General features: G+C 63.7%; 22 protein-coding genes. 21 read left to right on the top strand and 1 reads right to left on the bottom strand.

Features of this window, described 5'->3' with window-relative positions; translation table 11 throughout:
- Window positions 1–28: 28 nt before the first annotated feature.
- From BDD21_RS17695 to BDD21_RS17780, 18 genes are all read left to right on the top strand, one after another.
- Window positions 29–538 (top strand): response regulator, encoded by a 510-nt coding sequence (locus BDD21_RS17695; RefSeq protein ID WP_170164799.1) that lies wholly within the window; start codon window positions 29–31, stop codon window positions 536–538.
- 216 nt (window positions 539–754) lie between these two features.
- On the top strand, window positions 755–2,161 hold the full coding sequence (locus BDD21_RS17700) for a sigma-54-dependent transcriptional regulator (RefSeq protein WP_211335090.1): 1,407 nt from the start codon (window positions 755–757) through the stop codon (window positions 2,159–2,161).
- 7 nt (window positions 2,162–2,168) lie between these two features.
- Window positions 2,169–2,921, top strand: a complete 753-nt coding sequence (locus BDD21_RS17705) for a GvpL/GvpF family gas vesicle protein (RefSeq protein WP_120798274.1) — start codon at window positions 2,169–2,171, stop codon at window positions 2,919–2,921.
- Window positions 2,918–3,679: a GvpL/GvpF family gas vesicle protein gene (locus BDD21_RS17710; RefSeq protein WP_120798275.1), complete on the top strand. Its 762-nt coding sequence runs from the start codon at window positions 2,918–2,920 to the stop codon at window positions 3,677–3,679. The genes BDD21_RS17705 and BDD21_RS17710 overlap by 4 nt, the downstream gene beginning before the upstream one ends.
- A gap of 46 nt (window positions 3,680–3,725) precedes the next feature.
- Window positions 3,726–5,192, top strand: a complete 1,467-nt coding sequence (locus BDD21_RS17715) for a PAS domain-containing protein (RefSeq protein WP_120798276.1) — start codon at window positions 3,726–3,728, stop codon at window positions 5,190–5,192.
- The gene (locus BDD21_RS17720; protein WP_170164800.1) at window positions 5,185–5,580 is read left to right on the top strand and encodes a response regulator; all 396 of its coding nucleotides are present in this window, start codon (window positions 5,185–5,187) and stop codon (window positions 5,578–5,580) included. Before BDD21_RS17715 ends, BDD21_RS17720 begins: the two co-directional genes overlap by 8 nt.
- A gap of 768 nt (window positions 5,581–6,348) precedes the next feature.
- Window positions 6,349–6,567 carry a gas vesicle structural protein GvpA gene (gvpA, locus tag BDD21_RS17725; RefSeq protein WP_120798278.1) on the top strand — a complete coding sequence of 73 codons (219 nt, stop codon included), beginning with the start codon at window positions 6,349–6,351 and terminating at the stop codon, window positions 6,565–6,567.
- A 168-nt stretch (window positions 6,568–6,735) separates the two neighbouring features.
- Window positions 6,736–7,461 (top strand): hypothetical protein, encoded by a 726-nt coding sequence (locus tag BDD21_RS17730; RefSeq protein ID WP_120798279.1) that lies wholly within the window; start codon window positions 6,736–6,738, stop codon window positions 7,459–7,461.
- An 87-nt stretch (window positions 7,462–7,548) separates the two neighbouring features.
- A complete protein-coding gene (gene gvpN, locus BDD21_RS17735) occupies window positions 7,549–8,547 on the top strand; it encodes a gas vesicle protein GvpN (RefSeq protein WP_120798280.1) in 999 nt (332 codons plus the stop codon).
- Window position 8,548: 1 nt separating this feature from the next.
- A complete protein-coding gene (locus tag BDD21_RS17740; protein ID WP_120798281.1) occupies window positions 8,549–8,941 on the top strand; it encodes a hypothetical protein in 393 nt (130 codons plus the stop codon).
- A gap of 44 nt (window positions 8,942–8,985) precedes the next feature.
- Window positions 8,986–9,750 carry a GvpL/GvpF family gas vesicle protein gene (locus BDD21_RS17745; RefSeq protein ID WP_120798282.1) on the top strand — a complete coding sequence of 255 codons (765 nt, stop codon included), beginning with the start codon at window positions 8,986–8,988 and terminating at the stop codon, window positions 9,748–9,750.
- Window positions 9,751–9,823: 73 nt separating this feature from the next.
- Window positions 9,824–10,120 (top strand): gas vesicle protein GvpG, encoded by a 297-nt coding sequence (locus BDD21_RS17750; protein WP_120798283.1) that lies wholly within the window; start codon window positions 9,824–9,826, stop codon window positions 10,118–10,120.
- Complete coding sequence (locus BDD21_RS17755) at window positions 10,117–10,332, top strand: gas vesicle protein (RefSeq protein WP_120798284.1); 216 nt, start codon at window positions 10,117–10,119, stop codon at window positions 10,330–10,332. The genes BDD21_RS17750 and BDD21_RS17755 overlap by 4 nt, the downstream gene beginning before the upstream one ends.
- Window positions 10,319–10,702, top strand: coding sequence for a gas vesicle protein K (locus BDD21_RS17760; protein ID WP_120798285.1), 384 nt, complete (start codon window positions 10,319–10,321; stop codon window positions 10,700–10,702). The genes BDD21_RS17755 and BDD21_RS17760 overlap by 14 nt, the downstream gene beginning before the upstream one ends.
- Before the next feature lie 10 nt (window positions 10,703–10,712).
- Entirely contained in the window at window positions 10,713–11,063 is a 351-nt protein-coding gene (locus tag BDD21_RS17765; RefSeq protein ID WP_120798286.1) for a gas vesicle protein, read from the top strand.
- A gap of 16 nt (window positions 11,064–11,079) precedes the next feature.
- Window positions 11,080–11,754 (top strand): hypothetical protein, encoded by a 675-nt coding sequence (locus BDD21_RS17770; RefSeq protein WP_211335091.1) that lies wholly within the window; start codon window positions 11,080–11,082, stop codon window positions 11,752–11,754.
- A gap of 85 nt (window positions 11,755–11,839) precedes the next feature.
- On the top strand, window positions 11,840–12,382 hold the full coding sequence (locus tag BDD21_RS17775; protein WP_120798287.1) for an Hsp20/alpha crystallin family protein: 543 nt from the start codon (window positions 11,840–11,842) through the stop codon (window positions 12,380–12,382).
- A gap of 4 nt (window positions 12,383–12,386) precedes the next feature.
- Window positions 12,387–14,534, top strand: coding sequence for a CDC48 family AAA ATPase (locus BDD21_RS17780; protein ID WP_120798288.1), 2,148 nt, complete (start codon window positions 12,387–12,389; stop codon window positions 14,532–14,534).
- 404 nt (window positions 14,535–14,938) lie between these two features.
- Here the strand turns inward: BDD21_RS17780 and BDD21_RS27935 are convergent, their stop codons facing one another.
- Window positions 14,939–15,328 carry a GNAT family N-acetyltransferase gene (locus tag BDD21_RS27935; RefSeq protein WP_170164801.1) on the bottom strand — a complete coding sequence of 130 codons (390 nt, stop codon included), beginning with the start codon at window positions 15,326–15,328 and terminating at the stop codon, window positions 14,939–14,941.
- Between the two features lie 311 nt (window positions 15,329–15,639).
- On the opposite strand from BDD21_RS27935, the gene BDD21_RS17790 reads away from it, so the two are divergent.
- The 3 genes from BDD21_RS17790 (at window position 15,640) to BDD21_RS17800 (ending at window position 24,550) form a co-directional block, all read left to right on the top strand.
- Window positions 15,640–16,311: a response regulator transcription factor gene (locus BDD21_RS17790; RefSeq protein WP_281269185.1), complete on the top strand. Its 672-nt coding sequence runs from the start codon at window positions 15,640–15,642 to the stop codon at window positions 16,309–16,311.
- A 216-nt stretch (window positions 16,312–16,527) separates the two neighbouring features.
- Window positions 16,528–18,219 carry an EAL domain-containing protein gene (locus tag BDD21_RS17795; RefSeq protein WP_120798291.1) on the top strand — a complete coding sequence of 564 codons (1,692 nt, stop codon included), beginning with the start codon at window positions 16,528–16,530 and terminating at the stop codon, window positions 18,217–18,219.
- A 16-nt stretch (window positions 18,220–18,235) separates the two neighbouring features.
- Window positions 18,236–24,550 carry a PAS domain S-box protein gene (locus BDD21_RS17800; RefSeq protein WP_120798292.1) on the top strand — a complete coding sequence of 2,105 codons (6,315 nt, stop codon included), beginning with the start codon at window positions 18,236–18,238 and terminating at the stop codon, window positions 24,548–24,550.
- Window positions 24,551–24,619: the final 69 nt, after the last annotated feature.

Here is a 24,619-nt window from a genome sequence, read left to right on the forward strand (position 1 = left end):
GTGTTTTCTAAAGCCGATCCAAGGAATTATGTTCGGTGCATCCGGGACTGCCGAGGAGCAGCGGCGGAACGTCACACCTTGCTTCGGACCTGTCGATCGGGTCCTGCGCCAGGCAGCGTTCGAGCAATCCTCGGGCCGCTATCCGGGTACCGACGCAGCTCGCATCATGGTCGTCGATGACGACCTGCTTCTGCTGCGTGCCACGTCGCGCCTCGCGATCTCCTGGGGTTACCAATGTGAGACCTACAGCGAACCTCACCGCGCGCTCCTCGCTGCCGAGGCGAGCGCGCCTGACCTCTTGATCGTCGACATCTACATGCCCTACATCGATGGGTTCGAGGTGATCAAACGGATGCGGACGATGGGCGGCGCAACCCGCATCCTCGCCGTCAGCGGGGATGCCGGTTACGGGCAGCGGACCCACGTGCTCGATATCAGTCGCGTCATGGGGGCAGATGCCGTGCTCGAAAAACCAATCGTTGCCTGGTTATTGCGGGCGACCGTCAAGCGCCTGATTGGTCCCGCCGATCGCGACTGAATCCGGATCTCGGGCAATCGGAGCGCACGCGCGGTCAAGCATTTCCTCTGCTCCTTCTTCACAAATCTTTACCCCTCGCGCGGCGCGGATGGTCCACCATTGGGAGGTTGAAGTTCATGGGGCCCGGGAGACCCAGCGGATGGTTTGCGCGACCAACGCGCCGAAACCGGACTTGATCCGGTACCCGAACGCCTACCCAAGCATCGGAAATCAACAATGATGAACAAGGAAACGAACGATTGGTCGGACGTCATCCTTGTCGTGGATGACGACGACAGCATGCTGCGAATCCTGCAGCTTCTCCTTCAGCGTGCAGGCTATGGGGTCATCACGGCCCGTTCGGCGGGGGAGGGGCTGCGCCTATCGGAGACTTACGGGCCGAGTCTGGCGATCCTCGACTGGAAACTGCCGGACATGACCGGGCTGGAACTCTTGCGTCAGCTCAAGCTCGCTCTCCCGGATCTGCCGGTGATCCTTCTGACCGGGTTCGCCAATCTGGAAGGCGCGGTCAGCGCCATCAAGGAAGGCGCCTACGATTATCTCGCCAAGCCAATGGGTAACAAAGAATTTTTAGCCAGGGTTCAGGGGGCGTTGGAGCATGATTCACGTCCCTTCCCGGTCATTGGGGGTCGGGATCCGCTGACCGAGCGGATGGGGACAAGCACGGCGATCACGCGAACCATCGAGGACATCGAGCGGGTGGCACCCACGGACTTCTCGGTGAACCTGTTCGGGGAGACCGGCTCGGGCAAGGAGGTGGTCGCCCATGCGATCCACGAGGCCAGTCCCAGGGCGAAGCAGCCCTTCGTTGCCGTCGACTGCGGTGCAATCCCGGAGTCTTTGATCGAGAACGAGTTGTTCGGCCACGAGCGCGGCGCCTTTACGGGTGCGGATCGGCAACAGGCGGGACGGTTCGAAGCCGCCGACGGCGGGACGCTGTTTCTCGACGAGATCACCAATTTGTCCCTATCGGCGCAGGCTCGGCTCTTGCGGGTTCTGCAGGAACGGGTCATCTACCGGGTCGGGGGCAGCACGCCGATCCCGGTCGACGTGCGGCTGATCTCGGCGAGCAACCGGCAGTTGGCCGATGCGGTGAGCGAGGGCGGTTTCCGCGCCGACCTGCTGTATCGGCTGTCCGACTATCGCATCGCGATCCCGCCGCTGCGCGAGCGGCGGGAGGACATCATGCACATCGCCAACCAGTTTCTGGTCGATGCGAACAGGGATCTGCACAAACACATCGGTCATTTCACGGACAAGGCCGTCCAAGCCATGTTGACCTACCACTGGCCGGGCAATGTGCGTGAGCTCAGGAGCGTCGTGCGTCGTGCGGTCTTGATCGCGCAATACCTCATCGATGTCAATCACCTTGACCTCCCGGAGTCCGGGTTCCGAACCCAGTCGAATCCGCTAGGCGAGTCCATAGCCACCCAAATGGATCCGGACAGCGAAGGTTTCTCGCTCAAGGAGATCGTGCGCGCACGGGTCGAGCATCTGGAACGGGAGGTCCTCTCGAGCGCCCTGCGACGCCACAACGGCAACAAGGCGGCGGTGGCTCGGATGCTCCAAGTGGACTACAAGACGGTTCACACCAAGTTGAAGGCCTACGGATTGGGGGTGTGAGGCGCCCGTGGACGCGTTCTATTGTTTCTGTTTCGCACCGGCCTGTTTGGCGTCGGATCTGAGATTCGATGACTGCGGTTGGGAAGACCCGATCGAGATCCGGCGTCTTGCTGGACTGGATGTCATCCTCAGTCGCGTGCCTCTCGGGCGCTTTGCAGGTGCCGAGGCGGAGCAACGGCTCGCCGATCTCGAGTGGCTGGTGCCGCGTGCGCAGGCCCATGATCGGGTGATTACACGCACCATGGAACGGTCGACCGTGTTCCCGCTGACCTTCGCCACCTTGTTCTCCTCGCTGCCGGCCCTTGCTCTCGAGGTGGCCGCGCGACGCCGTGCCCTGCTCGACTTCTTCGAGCGTATGGCCGGGCGTGAGGAATGGGCAGTCAAGGTCTCGATGGACCGCGAGCGGGTCATCGCCACGCGGATGCAGTCGCTCTATCCGGAAGGAGGGGACGTGCCCGCCGGGGGGCGCGGTTATCTCCTGAAACAACGGCGCCGCGGCGAGGCCGAGCAGGCCATCGGCCCCTGGCTGAAGGGACAGATCGGGTGTCTGGACGAGGCGTTGCGGCCGAGCTGCGAGACGCTCCTGATTCGGCCCCTGCGTGACGAAATGGTCGCGAGTCGGGCCTGTCTGGTTGCTCGCGATCTGGGTCCGTCGCTGAGCGAAGCGATCGAGCGGAGCCGCGAGGCGTTCGCGGACCAGGGCCTCGACCTGCATTGCTCGGGTCCCTGGCCACTGTACAGTTTTTGCGGGACACCATGAGCGATCGGCCCCGTCCGATGCTCCATTGCATCCTGCGTTCTCCGCCCGGGTCGATCGCGCGTGCGGAGGCCGGTCTGCGCTGGATCGAGCGCGACGGGCTCGCGGCCTTGGTGGCCGATCGGGAACCGAGCGAGATTGCGGGCGCGAGCAGTGTCGGGCTCCAGCGCTACGCGGACATCGTCGCGGAGATCCATGCGTGCGCGGCGGTGATCCCCGTGCGGTTCGGTTGTCTTTTAGCCGGCGACGAAGCGGTCGGGAAACTCCTCCACAGGTCCCGCGATCGATTGCACGGACTGCTCGATCAGGTCGGTGATTGTCTCGAGTTCGGTATTCGACTGCTGCTTCCGGCCGACGCGCCGGCAGCGACGGACGACGACGCGGCTCCGAGGCTGCATGCGAATGCGCCGAGTGACCCGCGCGCCGATCCGGACATGGGTCCGGGCCTTTCGCATCTTCTCGCGATCCGTCACCGCCTCGATGTGGAGGCGAGCCTTGCCGCGCGAGCACGCGAGGCGCGCGAGGTCATCAAGGGCCGGGTAGCCGGGCGCTTTCGAGAGGTCCGCGAGGAGCTTGGCCAGATCGACGGACGATCGTTGCTCTCGCTGTATTTCCTGGTTCCGCGCGAGCAGGGCGAACACTTTGTCGAATGTCTGCGGCAGGACGCGTCGAGTCTGCGCGGGACGGGACTCTTGACCGGTCCATGGCCCCCATACAACTTCGTTGGAGCCATCGATGACGATATCCGATCACTGGATTGAAACGGTCGCGGACGATCCCGATAGCCCGCGGCCGCTCGGTGGAATCATGTTTCGAACCCTTTTCGACGCCATCCCCTCCTCGATCCTGGTGGTGGACGGTCGTCTGCGGATCGTGATGGCCAACCGCAACTTTTTGCGAAAAGGCAATCGCACCGACGCGGAGACCCTCGGTCGGCGTTTCGAGGAGGTCTTTCCGGCTGCAATCGTCGAGCGGACCGATATCCTCGACTGCGTGCAACGTGTCTTCGTGAACAATGAGCAGAGCCCCTTCCGACGGATTACCTTCCGTGCCCCGGGGATGCCCATGCGAACCTATTATTTTCGGGCGTTGCCGTTGCCGGCGAAGGGCAGGGTTGCCCATGCCATGTTTCTGATGGAGGACATCACCGAGCAGGAGCGTCTCAGCAAGGATATCCAGCGTGTCGAGCGTCATCTCGCCAGCGTAGTCGAGAGCGCCAGCGATATCCTGGTCTCCACCGACACCGACGGGCATATCCTCAGTTGGAATCGCGCGGCCGCACGCCTGACCGGTTATGCGGCCGAGGTCGTGATGCATCGCGGATTCTCGGAGCTCTTTCTGGAAACGGAACGCCCGGAGGTCGAGATGGCCTTGTCCCGGGCGACGGTGTTGCCGGGCAGTCTGAACGAAGAGTGGACGCTGGGCACGGTATCCGGGGAGGGGATCGCGGTGTCCTGGACCATCGCGCCCATGTTGAGCGAGGACGGAACCCTGATCGGGATGGTTGCGGCCGGTCGTGATCTGACCGAGCGCTACCGAATGCAGTCCGAGCTGCTGCAGTCCCAGAAATTGGCGGCGCTTGGTGTGATGGCGGGCGGGATCGCCCATGAGATCCGCAATCCCCTGGCGGTCTGCTCCTCGGCAGCCCAGTTTCTGCTCGACGACTCCTTGGAGCCGGAGCTGCAACGCGAATGTGTCGAGAAGACGATCGCGGGTGTCAGCAAGGCATCCGAGATCATCGAGAATCTGCTGCGCTTCGCGCGCCCCTGCGCCGTGGAGAAGATGACCCTGGTGGAGCCGGTTGCACTGCTCGAGCGGGCCCTTTCGGTCGTGAGTCACCAGGCGCAGATCGCACGCATCGAGGTCGAGATGCAGGTCGGCGATCGGCCGCTCTGGGTGCGCGGTGTCCCGAGCCTGCTTGAGCAAGCGTTCCTCAATCTCTTTCTCAATGCCATGGCGGCCATGCCGGCGGGCGGTCGACTCTCCATCGCTGTCGACCAAGAGGTCGAAGAGGTTTCGGTGCGCATCAGCGACACCGGGGTCGGCATCCACGCGGCGCACATCGTCAGGATCTTCGATCCCTTCTACACCCGCTCGCCGATCGGGCATGGTACAGGGCTCGGTCTGTCCATCTGCTATTCGATCATTGAACAGCATCGGGGACGGATCGACGTGCAAAGCGAGGTCGGAATCGGAACCTGTTTCTGCGTCCGCCTGCCCTTGGCCGAACCGCCGTGCCCCGGCGAGGGCGACGTCCGTTCGTGCCGTGAGTGACGGGCAGCCCCCGACCTTCCTCACCGTCGATGACGAGCCCGCGATCAACTGGATCCTCGGGCGTCTGATCGCACGCAGAGGCTTCCCCGTCGACCACGCACTCAGCGGACGAGAGGCGCTCAGGCTCTGTCGTCTGAAGCGCTATCGGGCCGTCTTCGTCGATGCCAAGCTCCCGGATATCCTCGGCACGACCCTGGTGTGTCATCTCCGAGAACGCCTGGAGGATCCGGTGATCGTGCTGATCTCGGGTTATTTTTTCTCCGATGATCCGACGGTCGAAGAGTTGATTTGGACCGGCATGATCCAGCACTTCGTCGCCAAGCCGTTTCTGCATCACGACATCCTCGACATCATCGATCGCATCGCCGCATTGCCGCCCCGGTCATAAACTCGTCAAACCTACGGACCGGTCTTATTGAACACGGTTCGCGTCTTCATCGATTTGAATCCTGCTTCATCGATACGGTGCCGTCCGCGATTCATCACTGAAAGAATCCCGAGCCTTCCAAACCGCGCCCGGTGCGGTATGCGATTTCTTTGGATGGGTTCGGCTGGCAGATTTGACGACCGCTGGCGATGGCGCGGTTTAAGAGATTACAAAATATATGATTTCTAAACGCGTTCCCGCTAAGGGCCGTGGATGCACCAAACGTCGAGCTCACTCGAAAATGAGTATCTCGCTCTGGACGCGGTTTAGCTCTTCAAAACGCGCAGGCGCCGACATGACTCCTATTGATAATTCGCAATTACTTGATTTGGATTGACAATTCGCACTCTTAAAATGCTCGGTATGGCGCATCATCTCTATGGAGCGGCCGCCATGATTATGGTCTCTGCTCCATGCTTTTATTGCTTCGAACGCGCGAGTGACCAAATGCGCATCCAATTAAAACGAACAACCCACTGTTTTTCCGGTTAATAAATAATCTGCGTCGCTCTTTGAAATACTGGCACGGCACATGCTCTATAAGAATCAAGCAACCCGACAGGCAGGACGCCGAACGAGGAGTCGCAAGGATCATCGAGGGTATCCGATGGCTGAACGACTTCGTTGGGGCCGGGGTAAAGGGAGCACGGGATTCGATCCAGGCCCGCCGGGTTCGCTTACAACGCACATTCCGTGCATTCGTCCAGACTCTTTATTAGGACAGAGATCATGGCAAAAGTAGCAAATTCCACCGATTCCTCCAGTCTCGCCGAAGTCGTTGACCGGATCCTCGACAAGGGCATCGTGATCGACGCGTGGGTGAAGGTCTCCCTGGTCGGCATCGAGCTGTTGGCGATTGAGGCCCGTGTGGTGATCGCCTCCGTCGAAACCTACCTCAAGTATGCAGAGGCCATCGGCCTGACCGCTCCGGCAGCTGCTCCGGCTTGATCTAGGGGCTAGTACCTCGGGAGATGCCGCTCTTATGCTCGGGGCATCGCCTCGAGGCGGCATCTCCCGCCGGGTCAGGCGGCCGTCCGCGCCGAGCCCGGTCGTCGGGTGGCGCGAAGGCCTGCTTGCTCGGGGTCGGATTCCGCAACCTGATACAAGGAGCACACCATGGGCCGTTTTACCGAAGACATGGGGCGGCTGCGCGACGAGATCGCATCGGACCGCACCAACCGTCATACCCTGATCGCCGAGACCCGCGAGGAGATTTCGGCCAGCGCGCTCGCTTTCATGACCAATCTGAAGGACAGCGTCGAGACACTCCAGAGCCGGTTCCACACGGATTTCGCCGAGATGGCGCAATCCGGCCGGGCTGACCGCAACGCCTTTATGACACAGCTGGGCAGCGAGGTCGCCGATCTCCGTGTCGAGGCCGCGGCACAGCGCGACGCGGCTCGCCGGTCCTTCGCCGAGTCGGCCGCCGAGGCGCGTGCCGAGCGAGCCAGCCAAGGCGCCGCGATGCGCGAGGATGTCTCCCGACTGCAGGATGGATTTCGGCAGGCAAGAGGCGAGATGGCGACCGAGGTACGGGCTGCCGGAGAAGCCTTCGTGGCCGACATCGTCGATGCCGTTACAGGCCTCAGGCGCGAGACCGTCCAACTGGTCGATGACCTGAGTCGCGAACGTGCCTCCGCCCGCGAGGCTTGGCGTGGCGGCATGGCGAAGGCCCGGCCACCGGCCTCGGCCCCCTCCCCCGCAGCGCGTCCGAAGGCGCACGCCAAACCGGCGCCGAAGCCGTTCGTTGCCGCCGATTCGATGGCGAAACCGGAGGACAAACCGGCCAAGCCGGAGCCGAAACCTGCTCGGGCCCGAGACGAGGGATTCAAGACCGACTGATCCGGCAGGACCGGCCGAGCGTCAAGGAATCCACCACTGTGCGGGGCCCGGGAGGCCCCGTGCCCAATCGATGCCAGGACAACACACATGAGCGCCAAACCCCTGCAAGATGCCAGCGAGGTCTCGGCCTTGAACAACGACAATGTGCAACCCGAGGCGAGCGATACCTTCGTCTGCACGCCGTCGGTCGAGGCGCTCGCGGAGCGGGCATCCGCCTATCTGCAGGCCGGTTACCCCGTTCATCTCGCAGGCCCCGCGGGAACCGGCAAGACCACCTTGGCCTTCCATGCCGCGGCAAAGCGCGGCCGTCCGGTGAAACTCATCCACGGCAACGACGAGCTGGGTCTCGCCGACATGGTGGGTCAGGACAACGGCTATCGGCGCAACACCCTGGTCGATAATTACATTCACTCCGTGGTCAAGACCCAGGAGGAGGTTCGAACCTTCTGGATCGACAACCGGGTGACGACCGCGTGTCTCAACGGCGAGACCCTGATCTACGACGAGTTCAACCGGTCCCGCCCGGAGGTCAACAACATCTTTTTGAGTATCCTCGGCGAGGGCATCCTGAATCTTCCCAACCGCCGTCATCAAGGCGCCGGGTATCTCGAGGTCCATCCGGAGTTTCGGGTCATCTTTACCTCCAACCCGGAGGAGTATGCGGGTACGCACAAGACCCAGGATGCCCTCATGGACCGGATGATCACCATGAAGATCGGTCATTACGACCGCGAGACCGAGATCCGGGTCACCCGGGCCAAATCGGGTCTGCCGCCGAGCGAGGTCGCCATCGTAGTCGATATCGTCCGAGAGCTGCGCGGGCAGAGTGTCAATCATCATCGCCCGACCTTGCGCGCCTGCATCGCCATCGCGCGCATCATGGCGGATCGCAGGATCAGCGCCCGCTCGAACAACAGCTTTTTCCGCGACATCTGCCGCGACATCCTCGACATGGACTCGGCGAAGGTCCGCCGCGACGGCAATGCCTTGGGCGAATCGCCGGTGGACGATGTCGTCGCCAGCATCAGCGCTCGGGCGCGCAGACCCAAGATCGTCGAGCCCAAAGGTCTGCACAAGGAGATCTGAGATGTCCAAGTTCACCCAACCCTCACGCAGCGTCCGGGACATCAAGACCCTCGCGGGCATGGCCGACGATGTGCGTGCCCCGCACAAGATGTACATGCGCCTCTTCGCGCTCGAGACCGAGCGCCATCGTCGGCTCCAAGAGCGTGCCAGTGCCATGCTGCGGGTCGACAATATCGACGCGCGTTGCGCCGAGATCGCCGAGGAGATGGAGCAGCTGCTGCAGATCCTCGGCGTGGAAGCCGTCGCACCGGGTGGCCCTCCGGCCAACGCTCGACCGGGTTCGGGCCGCGTTCCGACGCAGCCCCATCGAGGACGGGGCAAAGGCACCGGCGCGGGGCGTCAGACCACCTCGGGTGAAACCTCGGTCGGCGAGGCCGTCAAGATCCGCTATTGAGCCAAGAAGGCACGGCGGGAAACATTCGAGCGAGAGGTCCAGAGATGCAACAGGCGAAGCGGCAAGACGTGGCGGCGGGGCGTTACATCTACGCAATCATTCCCGACCGGGGCGATCACTCCTTGGGACGGATCGGGCTCGACGAGAGCGAGGTCTACACCATCGGCGATGGGCGTGTCGCCGCGGTCGTGAGCGATCTCTCCGGCGGGCGGATTCGTCCCCAGCGGCGCAATATGGCCGCGCACCAAGAGGTGCTCAAACAGGTGCTGCGCGAGGTCTCCCCCTTGCCTGCGGCCTTCGGCCTGATGGCCGACGACGAGGCCGCGATCATCCGCATCCTGAAGGACAACCAAGACGCTTTTCTGAATCAGCTCGAGCGAGTGGACGGCAGTCTGGAGATGGGACTGCGCATGTCCTGGGACGTCCCCAACATCTTCGAGTATTTCGTCGGCGCACATCCGGAGCTGCAGGAGCTTCGCGACGATTTCTTCCGCGACGGAAGCAACCTCACCCAGGATCAGATGATCACGCTCGGGCGAAGCTTCGAGCGTCTCCTGGAGCAGGATCGCGAGGAGTACACGGAGCAGGTCGAGTCCGTCATGCGCAGCTGCTGTCGCGAGATCAAGCGCAACAAGTGCCGTACCGAGAAGGAGGTCTTACACCTGGCCTGTCTCGTCGATCGCGATGCCGCCGGGCGATTCGAGCAGGTCGTCCTGCAGGCCGCGCGTCCCTTCGACAACAACTATGCCTTCGATTTCAACGGACCTTGGGCGCCCCACAACTTCGTCGAGATGGACATCCATGTCTGACGCCGCAACCTGTTCCGCAATCGGGGTCGCAGCGGTGCCGATGGTGCAACACTGGTCCCCTCGGAGGTAAACCGTGTTGATCGTCGATGATCTTCTCGCTGCGCCCTTCAAGGGTATCATCTGGGTCTTCGAGGAGATCCATAAGTCCGCGACCGCGGAGCAGCGCGCCCGGCGCGACGAGATCATGGCTGCCTTGAGCGCCCTTTATCGCGCCTTGGAGCAAGGCGAGATCACGGACGACACCTTCGATACCCGTGAGCAGGCCCTGCTCGACGAGCTCGACGCCTTGGATGCGCGGGAGGATGCGAACGAGCTCGGCTCCGACGAGGATGAGGATGATCTCGACGGAGCGGGCGAGGACGCATCATGATGCTCGCGATCGGCGAACACCCGGACTGCCCGGAAGAAATCCAAAGGGTCTCGCTGTGCGAGGCGCTCGATCGAATCCTGAACAAGGGAGCGGTGGTCTCCGGCGAGCTAACCATTGCGGTCGCAAACGTCGACCTCTTGTATCTCAGCCTGCAACTGGTCATCACCTCGGTCGAGACGGCAAAGCGGGAGATGCTTTATGTCCGACACTAGAACCGGCACGGCCCCGAGCAGCGCAGCCTCGGCCGCACCCGACACGTCGACCCTGCAGCGGGCCAACCTGCTGGCGGACCTCCTGGAGACCAAGGTCGCCGCCGCGGGCAGGCGCATCGATATCGATCCGGAACGTGTGCAGCGGGGTCTGGGTCAATTGGTCTTGACCGTCGTGAAGCTGCTCCATGTCCTGCTCGAGCGCCAAGCGATTCGCCGTGTCGACGGAGGCGATCTGGACGAGGACGAGATCGAGCAGCTGGGGCTCGCCTTGATGCGTCAGTCCGAAGAGATCGAGCGTCTGCGCCGACTCCTCGGACTCGAGGAGCAGGACCTAAATCTCGATCTAGGTCCGCTCGGCAAGCTCTTTTGAGGATGTAAGCATGTCCGTTCAGCGCTCTACACTCACCCATTCCACCAACAGCACCAGCGTTGCCGATCTGTTGGAACGTGTCCTGGACAAAGGGATCGTGATCGCCGGTGACATCCGTATCAAGCTGGTGGACATCGAGCTGCTCACGATCCAGCTGCGGCTGGTCATCTGCTCGGTCGACAAGGCCCGCGAGATGGGTATCGATTGGTGGTCCGACAACGCCATGTTCAAGGGGCTCTCGTCCCAAGCCTCTGCTGCCTCGTTGCCCGGCACCGCGGCGGCGTCGGGCATCGAAGACCGCCTCGCTCGCCTGGAGTCCCTATTGGTCAAACAGTCCGCCGCGGCCGAGACCGTCCTCTGAGGGAGCGCGAATCATCATGTCCGATCCAGCCGAGCACACCAGGACCCTGCAGGTCGCCCCGGACGCGACCCGGACCCTCATCTACTGCCCCGTGATCCACAGCCAGGTGGATCTCGGCGCACTCCGCGCGCCCGTGCAATCGGCCACCCATACCGCCTTCGGCGCCGAGGCGTGGCGGCGGCGGGTGCACACGGTGGAGCAGATGTGGACCGAGATCGAGCAACTGATCGATGGCCTGGACCTGGATCCGACCCGGACCCGGCTTTATCAGGACGGTCTTCCGATCTGCGGCCACGAGCTGGAGATCGTCAAGGAGATGACCTACAAGGGGAGCCGCAACCATCGGATCCTGCTGCGTCTTCATAGCCAGGGCGCAACCCTGATGGGCACCGAGTCCGGGCCGCTGCTGCTGCAGGAGTACAACCTGGCAAAACGCCTGTTGGACCCCGAGCAGCAGGGGTTGGACAGCGACGACCGCGACGCCCTGCAGATACAGGCCCGGACCCTGCTCAAGTTACGCGATTTCTTCATCGCCGGACGGATCAACGAGACCTTGAAGGCCGGCGAGGTCGGCATCCTCTTTCTCGGCATGTTGCATGACATCACGCCCGGGCTGACCTCGGACATCCGGGTCGTCTACCCGCTCGGCAAACCGGTCGGATCCGACGGAGTGGCCGAGGCCGAGACCTGAAGGCAGCACTTAGGCACCGCGTCCCGCGCAGCGACGGGCGCGCCCTCGGACATTCGATAACCCCCAGATCAAGAGGTCAGGAACCATGAGCAGCAGCAAAGGCCGGGACGGATCCGTCGAAGGTTTCCTCGGGGGGCTCGCCAATCTCGTCGAGAAGCTCGGTGATCTCGCCGAGAAGGGCGAGCAGCTCAAACGCTCGGGCAACTTCGACGTCCAGAACGGAGGCAACACCCTCAAAGGGGTCTACGGCTTTACCGTGCGCACCGGTCTCGGCGGTGATCGCGACGAGGTCAAGGTCGAGCCCTTCGGCAACATCAAGCGCGACGAGGCGACCGGACACGCCGTGGTCCAGGAGGTCCGTGAGCCCGTCATCGATCTCTTCGACGAACCCGACGAGGTGATCCTGGTCGCCGAGATGCCCGGTGTTTCGAGCCCCGATGTTCATGTGGATCTTGCGGACGACATCCTCACCCTGCGTGCCGGGGAGGGTGAACGCTCCTACTACAAGGAGATCGTGCTGCCTGCGCACTGTGTCGATCATGTCGCGACCATCTCCTGCAACAACGGCGTGGTCGAAATCCGCTGTCCAAAGGTCGCACCGCAACACACGGAAACCAAGCAAGAGTAGCGCTATGAGCGAATCCAACGAGCTGAGGCTCAAGGTCTCGGAGGCCTTGAGCAAGGATGTGGGGCGTGCCTTCGCACGGATGGATCCGGCCGACATGGCTCGGCTGGGCGTCGCGATCGGCGACATCGTCGAGATCGAAGGCAAGCGTCCCGCGGTCTGCAAGGTCCTGCCGGCCTTCAAGGACATCCGCGGTCAGGGACGGGTGCAGCTCGACGGGATCAGTCGGGACAATGCGGGCGCCGCTCTGGACGAATTCGTCGTCCTGCGCGTGACCGCGCACGCCCCGGCGGATCGCATCACCCTGGCGCCGACGACGGTGACCCCCACCGATCGCGATCTGCCCTATATCGGCAGCCTGCTCGACGGACTCCCGGTCCGTGAGGGAGACCGCGTGCGCGTCACCCTGTTCGGGAGCCGCTCGACCGATTTTCGCGTCGTAGCGACCGCTCCGCGCGGCACCGTGATCATCAACCCCACCACGCAGCTCACGATCAGCGGACCCAAGGGGCAAAAGGCGTCGGCGACCTCGGGAGCGCGCAACCCCGTCTCCTACGAGGACATCGGGGGACTCAAGCCCCAGCTTCAGCGCATTCGCGAGATGATCGAGCTGCCCCTGCGCCATCCCGAGCTCTTCGAGCGGCTCGGCATCGATGCCCCGAAGGGCGTTCTGATGCGCGGACCACCGGGATGCGGCAAGACCCTGATCGCCCGCACCATCGCGGACGAGGCGGAGGCCAACTTCTTCGCCGTGAGCGGTCCGGAGGTCATCCACAAGTTTTACGGGGAGAGCGAGGCGCATCTGCGCAAGATCTTCGAGGAGGCGTCGGCCAAGGGGCCGAGCATCATCTTCCTCGACGAGATCGATGCCATCGCGCCGCGCCGCGAGGGCACCCTCGGCGAGGTGGAAAAGCGCGTGGTCGCGCAATTGCTCGCCCTGATGGACGGGCTCAGCCAGCGGCGCAACGTCATCGTGATTGCGGCGACCAATCTGCCGAACATGATCGACCCGGCCCTGCGTCGCCCCGGACGCTTCGACCGCGAGATCGAGATCCCCATCCCGGACCGGGACGGACGCCTCGAGATCCTGGAGATCCACAGCCGCGGCATGCCGCTGGCCGAGGACGTCTCGATGCGACATCTCGCGGATGTGACACACGGCTTCGTCGGGGCGGATCTTCAGGGACTGTGCCGCGAGGCCGCGATGCTCTGTCTCAGGCGCCTTATGCCTGAGCTTGACCTGACCCTCGGGACCGTCCCGTACGAGCGTTTGGCGACCCTCGAGATCCGCATGGGCGATTTTCTCGCGGCCCTGCACGATGTGGAGCCGTCCGCCGTGCGGGAGGTCTTCGTCGAGATCCCGGACGTCACCTGGGAGGACGTGGGCGGCCTGCACGAGACCAAGGATCGCCTCAAGGAGGCGGTGGCCTGGCCGCTCAAGTATCCGGAGCTCTTCGAGCAGGCCGGTGTTCGCCCGCCCAAGGGCATCCTGCTCGACGGACCGCCGGGATGCGGCAAGACCATGCTGGCCAAGGCGGTGGCCAGCGAGACCAAGGTCAACGTCATCTCGGTGAAGGGTCCGGCACTCATGTCCAAGTATGTCGGCGAGTCCGAGCGCGGCGTTCGCGAGATCTTCCACAAGGCACGCCAAGCCGCGCCCTGCATCATGTTTTTCGACGAGATCGATGCACTGGTGCCGGCACGCGGCGGGAGCGCCAGCGACAATCATGTGGGCGAACGCGTCTTGAGCCAGTTTCTGGCCGAGATGGACGGCATCGAGGATCTGCGCGGCGTGCTGGTGCTGGGGGCAACCAACCGGGCGGATATGCTCGACCCGGCGATCCTGCGGCCCGGCCGGTTCGACCAGGTCATCCGCATCCCGCTCCCGGACGACGAGAGCCGGCAGGAGATCTTCAAGGTCCATCTGCGCGGCAAGCCGTTGGGCGGCGGCATAGATGTCGATGCGCTGGTCGCGGGGAGCACCGGCTTCAGCGGCGCCGAGGTCTCGGCGGTGTGCAGCCGAGCGGCGCTTGCCGCGGTGCGGCGCGCCGTGTCGTCCCTGGACGGGCCACCGGATTCCGAGCGGACGGAGCACATCGATGTCCGTATCGAGATGTCCGACCTGACGGATGCGCTCAGCAGCATGCGCCCATAAGGAACGATTCAAAACCACCCCAAACCGTAGGATGGGTAGAGCGACAGCGAAACCCATCCTCCCCGCTCCAACGCTCCACTCCCGGCACCAACAGAGCGACAGCGAAACCCATCCTCCCCGCTCCAACGCTCCACTCCCGGCACCAACAGAGCGACAGCGAAACCCATCCTCCCCGCTCCAACGCTCCACTCCCGGCACCAGCAGAGCGACAGCGAAACCCATTCTCCCCGCTCCAACGCTCCACTCCCGGCACCAACAGAGCGACAGCGAAACCCATCCAGCCCGCGCCAAGGGCATCGGACCGAAACCCAGCAGCGCGGCGGTTTGGAGGATGGGTTTCGCTACGCTCTACCCATCGCGATCGGGTTTGGTTGACGGGGATGGTTTCCGGCGGTTCGGTTGGTTCAGCGCATCCGAAAGGGTGTGTCGCTGATGTGCTCGACCGATGGGCATCGGTGATAGAAGTCACGTTGTTCGCTCGCGCCGGCGTACACCCATGCGACCAGCGCGTGCGCGACGGCAAACCGCACCGCGTCCTCGATCAAGGCCCGCCCCAGACCGTAGCGTCGCCATTCAGGCGCGACGAAGACGCTCAAATGTGCGTTTCGCGGCCGTTCTGAAAATGGCTTGAACCAACGCACCAAGCTCCAGCCGAGGATCTCGCCGTCGCAGCGGGCCAAGAAGCACAGGGCTTGCTTGGGATGCTCGTGAAGAACGGCAAGCATGTGGGAGTCGCCGGTTCCGTCCGTCAGCATGCGCAGGCGGTGACGCTCCGATGGGGTCAATGCCGACAAGGGCTTTTCCTCGATCCGGACGTCGTATGTCGCAGGCGGTTCCACCGACGGGAGGACCGAGCCATTCGTGCGTGCACCGCCGAAGGGTTCCGGATCCCCGCACGCGACACAATCCTCCTCACGCCGATCACGCTGTTCTACGGCGGACGAGACAGGCACGCTCTCGATGGGGCATCGCATCGGTTTCGGGGACGGAGAGTCCGTCGATGCGAGGCCGGCGACATGGCGCCGGGCAGGATGTACAATTTTCATGGTAGGCATTGGAATCCGCCGGATTCAGATAAGGAGAGACGAGCATTTCCGCCAGCATTATCGTCGTCGAAGACGATCCGCGCGTGGGTCGTGTTCTCATGCGTCATCTGACGCGTGCGGGTTTCGGGGTGTCGGTCGCCGCCAACGGCGCCGAAATGCGCCGACTCTATCGTCACAATGGCGCGGATCTCGTGCTCCTGGATCTCAACCTGGGTGCGGAGGACGGCATGGATCTGGCGCGCGAGCTCGTCGGCTCCACCCCCGTGGCTGTCATGATCGTGACCGGACGCGATGATCTGCAGGACCGCATCGACGGTTTGGATGCCGGTGCCGATGACTACATCACCAAGCCCTTCGAGGTCGAGGAGCTGCTCGCACGCATCCGAGCCGTTCTCAGAAGACACGCGTTCGAGGCGAGCGTTCACGACGCGATCCACATGGGCACGGTGACGCTCGACCCGAGCGCCATGAGCCTGAGCGACGCCTCCAGCGGGGTCTCTCTGCGCTTGACCGAGACCGAAGCCCGCATCCTGGCGACCTTGATGCGTCAGCACGGACGGGCCGTCGGCCGCGCACAGTTGCTCAACCGCGAGCCTTTAATCCCCGAAGACCGCACGGTCGATGTCCACATCGGCAACATTCGGCGCAAGCTGCGTGACGGGGGCATCCTGAATCTCGTGATCTGGCCCGTGCGGGGCTACGGCTACCGTCTGAGGCTCGAGAACGACTGACCGATTCCGAGGGGGAACACGCCGACTTGCGGCGATCCGCGCAGCCGGATGGCACAGTCGCACAAATAAGCCCTTTACAATGCTTTACTTGAATGAGTCGTGCTCGGTTCGGCCTAATAGGCTATTGTCTCGAATCGGCTTGACTCCGCCGGGTGCATCCGCCCCCGCCCGGGGGCAGGCCATCAGTCGAGACCATTTCCGACCGGGAGAGCCTCCATGCGTTTGATGTGTCTCGACGACGATCCGCGAATCGAGGCCGTTCTGGGGCGTTTCCTCAAGCGGTTCGGGTATGCCGTGGATTTCCACGTGTCCGTTGCCTCCTTCAAGGCCGCGCTTGCGTCGGATCTCCCCGAGCTCGTCCTTCTCGATCTGGGTCTGGGCCGGGAGAACGGCATCGATGTCATCCATTGGCTCGCCGAGACCCACCCCGGGATTCCCGTCGTTCTCCTTTCTGGGCATGGCGACGATCTGCTCGATACCGCGCGACGTATCGCGCACTCGACCGGGATCCAGGTCCTCGGGGCGGTCTCCAAGTCCCGAATGGTCAAAGAGCTTCCCGCAATCCTGGAGAAGGGCGTCACGGCGGCACGGCAACGGCGGGGCCAAGACCCGCAAGCCGGTGCTGCCTTCACCCGGGAGGATCTGGAATGGCAGATTCGCAGCGGCGGTATCGTCGCGCACTTTCAACCGATCGTCTCGCCGGCCGACGGGCGGATGAAGGGTGCGGAGGTGCTCGCGCGTCTGCGGCTGCCGAGCGGACAGATCATCGGTGCAGCCGAGTTCATTCCCCTCGCCGAGTCAAGCGGGCTCATCTACGAGGTCACCGAGAACCTGTTCGAGCGTCTGATCGAGTCGCGGGAGACGCTTGCCGCGTCGGATCTGACCTTCATCGCGGTCAACCTGTCGCCGCTGATCCTGCAGCAGGAGCGGGCCTTGGTCCTGGTGCGCCGCTTGGTCGACGGGTTTGCGGGGATCTGCTCCGTCAAGATCGAGATGACCGAGAGCGCCGCCACGGCCTACCCCGATGTCTTGCGCACCGTTGCGGCTCAGATCCATCTCATGGGGGCCTCGCTGGCGATCGACGATTTCGGGATCGGCTATTCCTCGATGCGGGCGCTCGCCGAGCTCCCGTTCGACACGCTGAAGATCGATCTGTCGTTCGTCTCGGAGATGTTCGACTCACCGAAGTCACTCAGATTGTTGCGCGCCATGATCAGCTTCGGCCAGACGCTGGAGCTGCAGGTCGTCGCCGAAGGGGTGGAAACGGAGGAGCAGCGTGGATTGTTGATTGAAGCAGGCGTCGATTTGGCGCAAGGCTATCTGTTCGGAAAGCCCATGACGGCGGAGGCTTTGGCGAGCACCTTCTCGGTGCCGAACGGGGACGGCGAGTCCACGCGCGTGCCGGACCCGAGCCTGTCCGCCGGAGGACGCGATGGGGTCGAGAGCGGACCAACCATCATGGTCGTCGATGACGACCAGCGCATGCTGCATGCCACGGCTCGCCTGGTGATGGACTGGGGTTACCGCTGCGAGACCTTCGCGGATGCACGCACCGCATTGCAGATCTGCGAAGACGCAGCCCCGCGGCTTCTCATTGTCGACATCTACATGCCGCACCTCGACGGTTTCGAGATGATCAAGCGGATGCGCCGGATCGCCCCGGCGACGCTGATCCTCGCCGTGAGCGTTGATGTGATCCGCGGGCACCAGACCAATGTCCTGGACATGTGCCGAGCCTTGGGCGCGGATGCGATCCTGCAGAAGCCGATTGCCCCGGATCAGCTGCGGGCCGTGCTCGAGCGTCTGATCGGTGGACCGGCCGGGGGTGATTCGGACGGCGTGGCCGTCGCGTCGAGTCCGCAGCGCGTCGAGGAACCGCAGAGCGACGACCGCGCCCTGATCCAGTAGGTGCGGAGCGACAGCAGTGAACCAGCAGTCCAGCCCCGGCGCCACCATGAGCCCGATCCGCACCGTGGCGCTCACGGTCCTGCTGACCCTGCTCGCGGTGGTCGGCAACCATTTCAATCTCTCGCTTTTCTTCGGTCTGCAGATCATCTTCGGATCTGTGGCCGTTCTCCTGGCCATTGTCTGGTTCGGGACCCGTGCCGGCCTGATCGTCGCCGCCGCCTCCGGTGCCTATACCTATTTCCTTTGGGATCATCCCTTTGCCCTGTTGATCTTCTTGGCCGAAGCGGCCTTCGTGGGCTGGCATCGGGATCACGCGCGACGGCGAGGCCGCGCGACGCCGGATCTCGGTGTCTCGGTGATGCTCTACTGGGTCTTGATCGGCATCCCCTTGGTTCTGCTGTTCTACCGTGGTGTCATGGAGATGGTCTGGCACCAGACCCTGGTGGTCGCGGTCAAGCAGGCCTTGAACGGCATCCTGAACGCGGCCTTGGCCGGGCTGGTGGTCATGGTCGTGGCCGCGATGAGACGTCGCTCCGGCAGCCTCTCGGCACGGCAGGTGTTGTTCACGCTGTTCCTCTCGGGATTTCTGTTGCCGTCGATTCTCGTCGTTGCTTGGGAGAATTACGATCTCAAGGATCGTCTGGAGCAGGATCTTGCCGACCGCCTGAGGACATTCGGTGTGCTCACGATTCACGAGCTCGATACAGGTCCACGTGGAACGTCCCCCGAAGCGGCCGAGATCCACCTGGATCATGTGCGGGAGATGGCCCGACTCTTCGGCAACACATTGCCTGAGTACGCCAAGCTCGAGGTGCGTCTGATCGGACCGGCCGGTGACCCCGGGCCTCCCGCAGGTGCGCCGAATGCCCGTACCGCCCGCACCGCGGCCGATGATTTGATGATCCTGGCACCGGAGGATTGGCATCCCTCGCGGATGGCGTTCTGGTGGCAGTCGCGCTATCGCATGATCCTGCCGCTTGCTGAACCGACAGTCGGCGAGGGACTCTTGATCGAGCTCAGCGCGGCTACGCTGGTCGACAAGCTGCAGCACACGGTGCTGCGTCTGCTGACGCTCCTGTTGGCGATCGCTGCGATCGCGATCCTGCTGGCGGACCGATTCGCACTGTTGCTGGTGCGTCCATTGAATCAGCTCGTTGGGATCGCTGCCGACTTGCCGGCGCGGATCGTCGCGGGCGAGACCCCGGCCATCCCGTCGCCCGGGCTCTTGGCCGAGGGCCGGGCCCTGACCGACGCCTTCGGTGTCATGTCCCGGGGTCTCTCCGAGAGCTTCGCGATGATCGAGCGTGAGCGCGATGCGCAATCCCGGCTGCGCTCCGTTCGTGATCTGCAGGCGAAGATGTTGGCCGGTTTGATGACGTCCGGGGAGGACGAACGCACGGCCGCGGAGCGCCTCTGTGCCCTGGTTGAAGGGATAGCCCCGGGATGCCGGTGCGTCTTGTTCAAGAAAGGCTTGGCCGATTCACGTGTGCACTTCGCCGGGGGCGGCCTCGGTGCCGGCGAGTACGCGGAACTGGAGCGCCGGGTGCGCGAACGGGATCCCGCAGGCGTGAGCCGGATGGACTCCGCCAGCCGGTTCTTTGTCGTGGAGTCGGCTCGGGATGCGACCGATAGGCGGCAGACCGACATCCTCTCGGCCGGGGGCGAGGCCTTCTGGTGGTGCTCCGACATCATCACGCAGGATAACCAGTGTGCCGGTGTGCTTGCGATCGGGCCGTGTCCCTCGCGCGAGCCCGACGCGGACGTACCCGAGATCCTCGAGGCGGCCGCGGACCTGGCCGCGCTGGCATTCGAGACCTTGCGCACCCGCCAACGGCATGCCGTCCTCATCAAGGCGTTGTCGCAGGCCGGCACCGGGATCGTCGTCGCAGGCCGAGTTGCCGGGGCCGATTACCGCATCAGCTACGTCAACCAGGGCTTCGAGACGCTGACCGGCTATCGCGCGGACGAGGTGATGGGCCTGAATTGTCGTTTTCTCCAGGGCGATGACCGCGGTCAGCCGGAACGCGCGCGGATTCGGGCCGCGCTTGCGTCCGGCGAGCCCTGCCAGGTCACGCTGCGAAACTATCGCAAGGATGGAACGGCGTTCTGGAACGCCTTGAATGTCGCCCCGCTGGTCGATTCGCGCGGCGAGGTCACGCACTACGTCGGCATCCAACAGGACATCACGGCGGTCAAGGAGGCCATGGAGCGTCTGGCCCGCAGCGAAGCCATGTTGCGCGAGGCGCAGGCGACTGCGCATCTGGGTACTTGGGACCTCGATTACGACAGCGGCCGAATCGAATGGTCCGACGAGGCGTTTCGACTGCTCGGTTATGCGCCGGGCGCCGTGACGCCGAGCCTGGATGCGTTTTGTGCGGCTGTGCCCGAGGAGGATGCCGCGCGCGTTCGGGCGGAGATGGAGTCGGTCATCACCCGCCCCGATGGTCGTTTTGTCGTGGAGCATCGGGTGCAGGGTGCGAACGGCGTGCAGCGGATCCTCCGCGCGGAAGGTCGCGTCCATTTCGCCGATAACGGGACACCACTGCGTCTGTCCGGAACCGCCCTCGATATCACCGCGCAGCGCGCAATCGAAGAGGCCCTGCGCAGTCAGGAGGAACGGTACCGTCTGGTCGTAGAGAACATCGAGGATCTGGTCGTCCGCATGGATGCCGAGGGACGATTCGAGTACGTCAGTCCATCCTACTGCAGACTCTTCGGTCGCGACGAGGCCGGGTTGATCGGGCATCACTTTTTGCCGAACGTCCATCCGGCTGATCGTGATGCAACGACTGCCGCGATGAATGCCCTCCGCCACCCGCCGTACACCTGCCTGTTCGATCAACGCGCCAGAACGGTCAAGGGATGGCGGTGGTTGCAGTGGGTCGATCGCGCTCTTGTCGACGGGGAAGGCCGAATCCACTCGATCATCGGAATCGGCCGAGATATTACCGAGCGCAAGACCGCAGAGCTCGCGCTGACGCAGGAGCGTCGCCGTCTCGCCGACATCATCGACGGGACACAGGTCGGGACCTGGGAGTGGGATCTCGTCACGAATGACTTGACGCTCAATCCGCGCTGGGCCGAGATGCTCGGCCGCCGTCTCGAGGATCTGGAGCCGACCACGATCGAGACCTGGCAGATGTTCTGTCATCCCGAGGATCTCTCGAGGTCCGAGAGTGAGGTCGCTCGGCATCTCTGCGGCGAGACCGACCATTACCGTTGCGAGCTGCGGATGTTGCACGACGATGGCAGTTGGATCTGGATTCAGGATCAGGGGCGCGTCTCGGCGCGCGACGCGCAAGGTCGGCCGCTGCGCATGGCGGGTATCCATGAGGATATTACGGTCCGCCGAGAGGCCGAGATCGAGCTGATGCGGCGCGAGTCCCTCGAGCGCGAGCTGCTCGGGCTGGCCTCGGATTTCGTCGCTGTCTATGATGAGAATCTCGACCCGCTGATCAACCGAACCCTCGAGCGGCTCGGCGGCTTTACCGAGTCCGATCGGGCCTATGTGTTCCGATTCGATCTGGTTGCCGACACCATGAGCAACAGCCATGAGTGGGTGGCCCAGGGGGTCGAGCCGATGATCGGTCATCTGCAATGCCTTCCGATCGATCACTTCTCCGCCTCGATGCATCTTCTCAAGTCCGGACAGGCCGCCGTGGTCCCGCGTGTGGCGGAGCTCCCGGACGCCTGGGCCAAGGAGCGCGAGATCCTGCAGTTCCAGTCGATCCTGTCGGTCGTGCTGGTGCCCCTGCTGCAGAATGAGCGCCTGATCGGGTTTGTTGGCTTCGACGCGGTGCAGGTGCCGCGGGACTGGTCGGAGGCGGAGGTCCGCTTTCTGCGGGTCTTTTCCAGCATCCTGGTGAGCGCATTCGAACGGGCCCGCACCTACGCGGAGCTTCGCGAAAGCAATCTGCGCTATGACCAGCTCGCGTTGCATAGCCGAACCGTCAACTGGGAGGTGGACGCTGATGGTCTCTTCATCTATCTCAGTCCGACGGTCGAGACCGTTTGGGGCTACCGTTGCGAGGACCTGATCGGCCGGAAGCACTTCTTCGATCTGGCGCCCGAGGCGTCGCGAGACAGCCTTAAGGCCGAGACATTGCACAGCTTCGCGCGCTTGGATCACTTCACCGATTACGTCAATCCCATCCGTTGCGCCGACGGCTCGACGATCTGGGTACTGAGCAGCGGTGCTCCGGTCGTCGCCGAAGACGGCACGCTGCTCGGATACCGCGGCACGGATGTGGATATCACCGAGCGGCATCGGGTCCAGGAGCAGCTTGAGAAAAGCGAGGCCCGTCTGAGTGCGATCTTCGAGAATGCACCCCTCGGGATCTCGATCGTGGGTCCCAACCGGCGACTGCATCTGGTCAACCGCGCGCTCGGCGAGTTTCTCGGCTATTCATCGCAGGATCTGGTCGGAACGGGCATTGATGAGATCACCTTTCCGGATGATCTTGCGACGGAACTCGTCCTGTTCGGGGAGCTTATGGCGGGAAAACGCAACTTCTACCGAATGACCATGCGCTATCGCAAGGCCGATGGCTCGCTTGCGTGGGGTGATCTGCGGGTTGCCGTGTTGCCCGGCGGAAGCAGCGAGCGGCCCCTGACGCTCGCGATGGTCGAGGATATCACCGAGTTTCAGGCCGCGACCGAGCGCAAACGCGAACTCGAGGGGACGCTTCTGCGCTATACCAATAGCCTGGAATCGCTGGTCGATCTGGCAAGCCAGGCATTGCCTGCGGCCGAGGAGCTGCTCGCTCTTCTTCAGCTCGGCTGCGTCGGTCTGGGCATGGACGCCGGAGAGATCAGTGAGATTCGAACGGATCAGACCCCTCACCCGATTGTACGTTTTCCGCCCGCGGATGCACCCGGGAGCGCTTCCGAGGCCTCTATCCCGGAGGACACGGCAGGGCAGGAGACGATTGACGCGGAGCCGGGCGTTCCTCATGTCCTGTTCGGAGCCGCGTTGCCGGCGGCGACAGCAAACGCGGGGTACCTCGTTTGCGTCCGTATGGCGTTGAGCTGGATCGGACCGAACGGTCGGGCCAACGACCTGGTGATCAGGTTCCTGGGTCACGCCGAACGCTCCGAGCTGTCCGGACCAGAGCGCGAGCTCGTCCGCCTGCTTGGCCAGCGCATCGTCGCACAGCAATACCAGAGGCAACTTCAGGCCGCGCTCATCAGCGCGAAGGAGCGCGAGACCATCGGTCATCTGGCGAGCGGCGTGGCGCACGACTTCAACAACCTGCTCGGGGTGATCGACGCCAATCTCTATTATCTGGAAGCCATCCTGAGCGGTGAGCAGGGCGATCCGGAGGTGGCTCAGGTCATCGAAGAGACCCAGAGTGCGCTCGGTCAAGCGAAGGTCGTCACCTCGGGGATGCTCTCGCTCAGTCGCGCAGGCGGCATCGTGCTGGAGCGCGTGGCGCTCGAGAAGACGATTCGCGAGCTGGTGACGATCATCAGACAGGTCCTCCCGGCCAAGATCAACCTCGGGCTGGATCTCGAGCCCGGCCTCGCGGCCGAGAGCAATGCCTCATTCCTGCAGGCCGCGTTGCTGAATCTCGTGCTGAACGCGCGCGATGCGATGCCCGATGGCGGGGATCTCCTGATCGCCGTGCAGACGGTCGTCTGGGATGCCTCCGTCCCGCTGGCCGTCGGTCGACTCGATCCGGGGGAGTATGTCCAGGTCCGGGTTGTCGACACCGGGTGCGGGATGTCCGAGGAGGTTCTGGACAGGCTTTTCGAGCCGCTGTTCTCGACCAAGGCCAAACAACGCGGGCATGGACTCGGTCTGTTCATGGTGCAGGAGTTCGTCGTGCGCTCCGGTGCGGCCTTGGCCGTGTCCTCGCAAGTCGGCAAGGGCACCGAGTTCCGACTCCTGATGCCGATCGACCACCAAGAATCCCCGCAGATCGACCGGATTGCGCCGTCGAACGCGCTTTCGATCACGCCCCTGCTGCGGGTTCTCGTCGTCGACGATGACCCGCGTGTCGCGGATTCCGTCGGGCGATTGCTGATGTTGGACGGCGCGCTGGTCTCGTTCGCCGAGAATGGCCAAGACGCCCTTGATCTCTTGCGACACGACGCCGACTTCGATCTGGTGTTGTCGGATCTGGCGATGCCCGTTCTCGACGGCGCTGCCCTGTGTGCCGAACTGACACAGGGGTTTCCGGATCTGAAGGTGATCCTGATGACCGGCCAGACACCGTCGGCCTTCTCGCTCGATGCCTTGCCGTACGCGCCGCTCGTGCTGCGCAAACCCATCGATCACGGCGCCCTGAGGGCCGCGATCGCAGAGGCGAGCGCCCGAGTCGGCTCATAAACCAAGACGGATGCGACGGGGGCTCTTTACATTTCTTTGTTGGAGCCGCGCAGCCCCGTTCGCGTAGGC

The sequence above is a fragment of the Thiocapsa rosea genome (assembly GCF_003634315.1).
Classification (GTDB): Bacteria; Pseudomonadota; Gammaproteobacteria; order Chromatiales; family Chromatiaceae; genus Thiocapsa; species Thiocapsa rosea.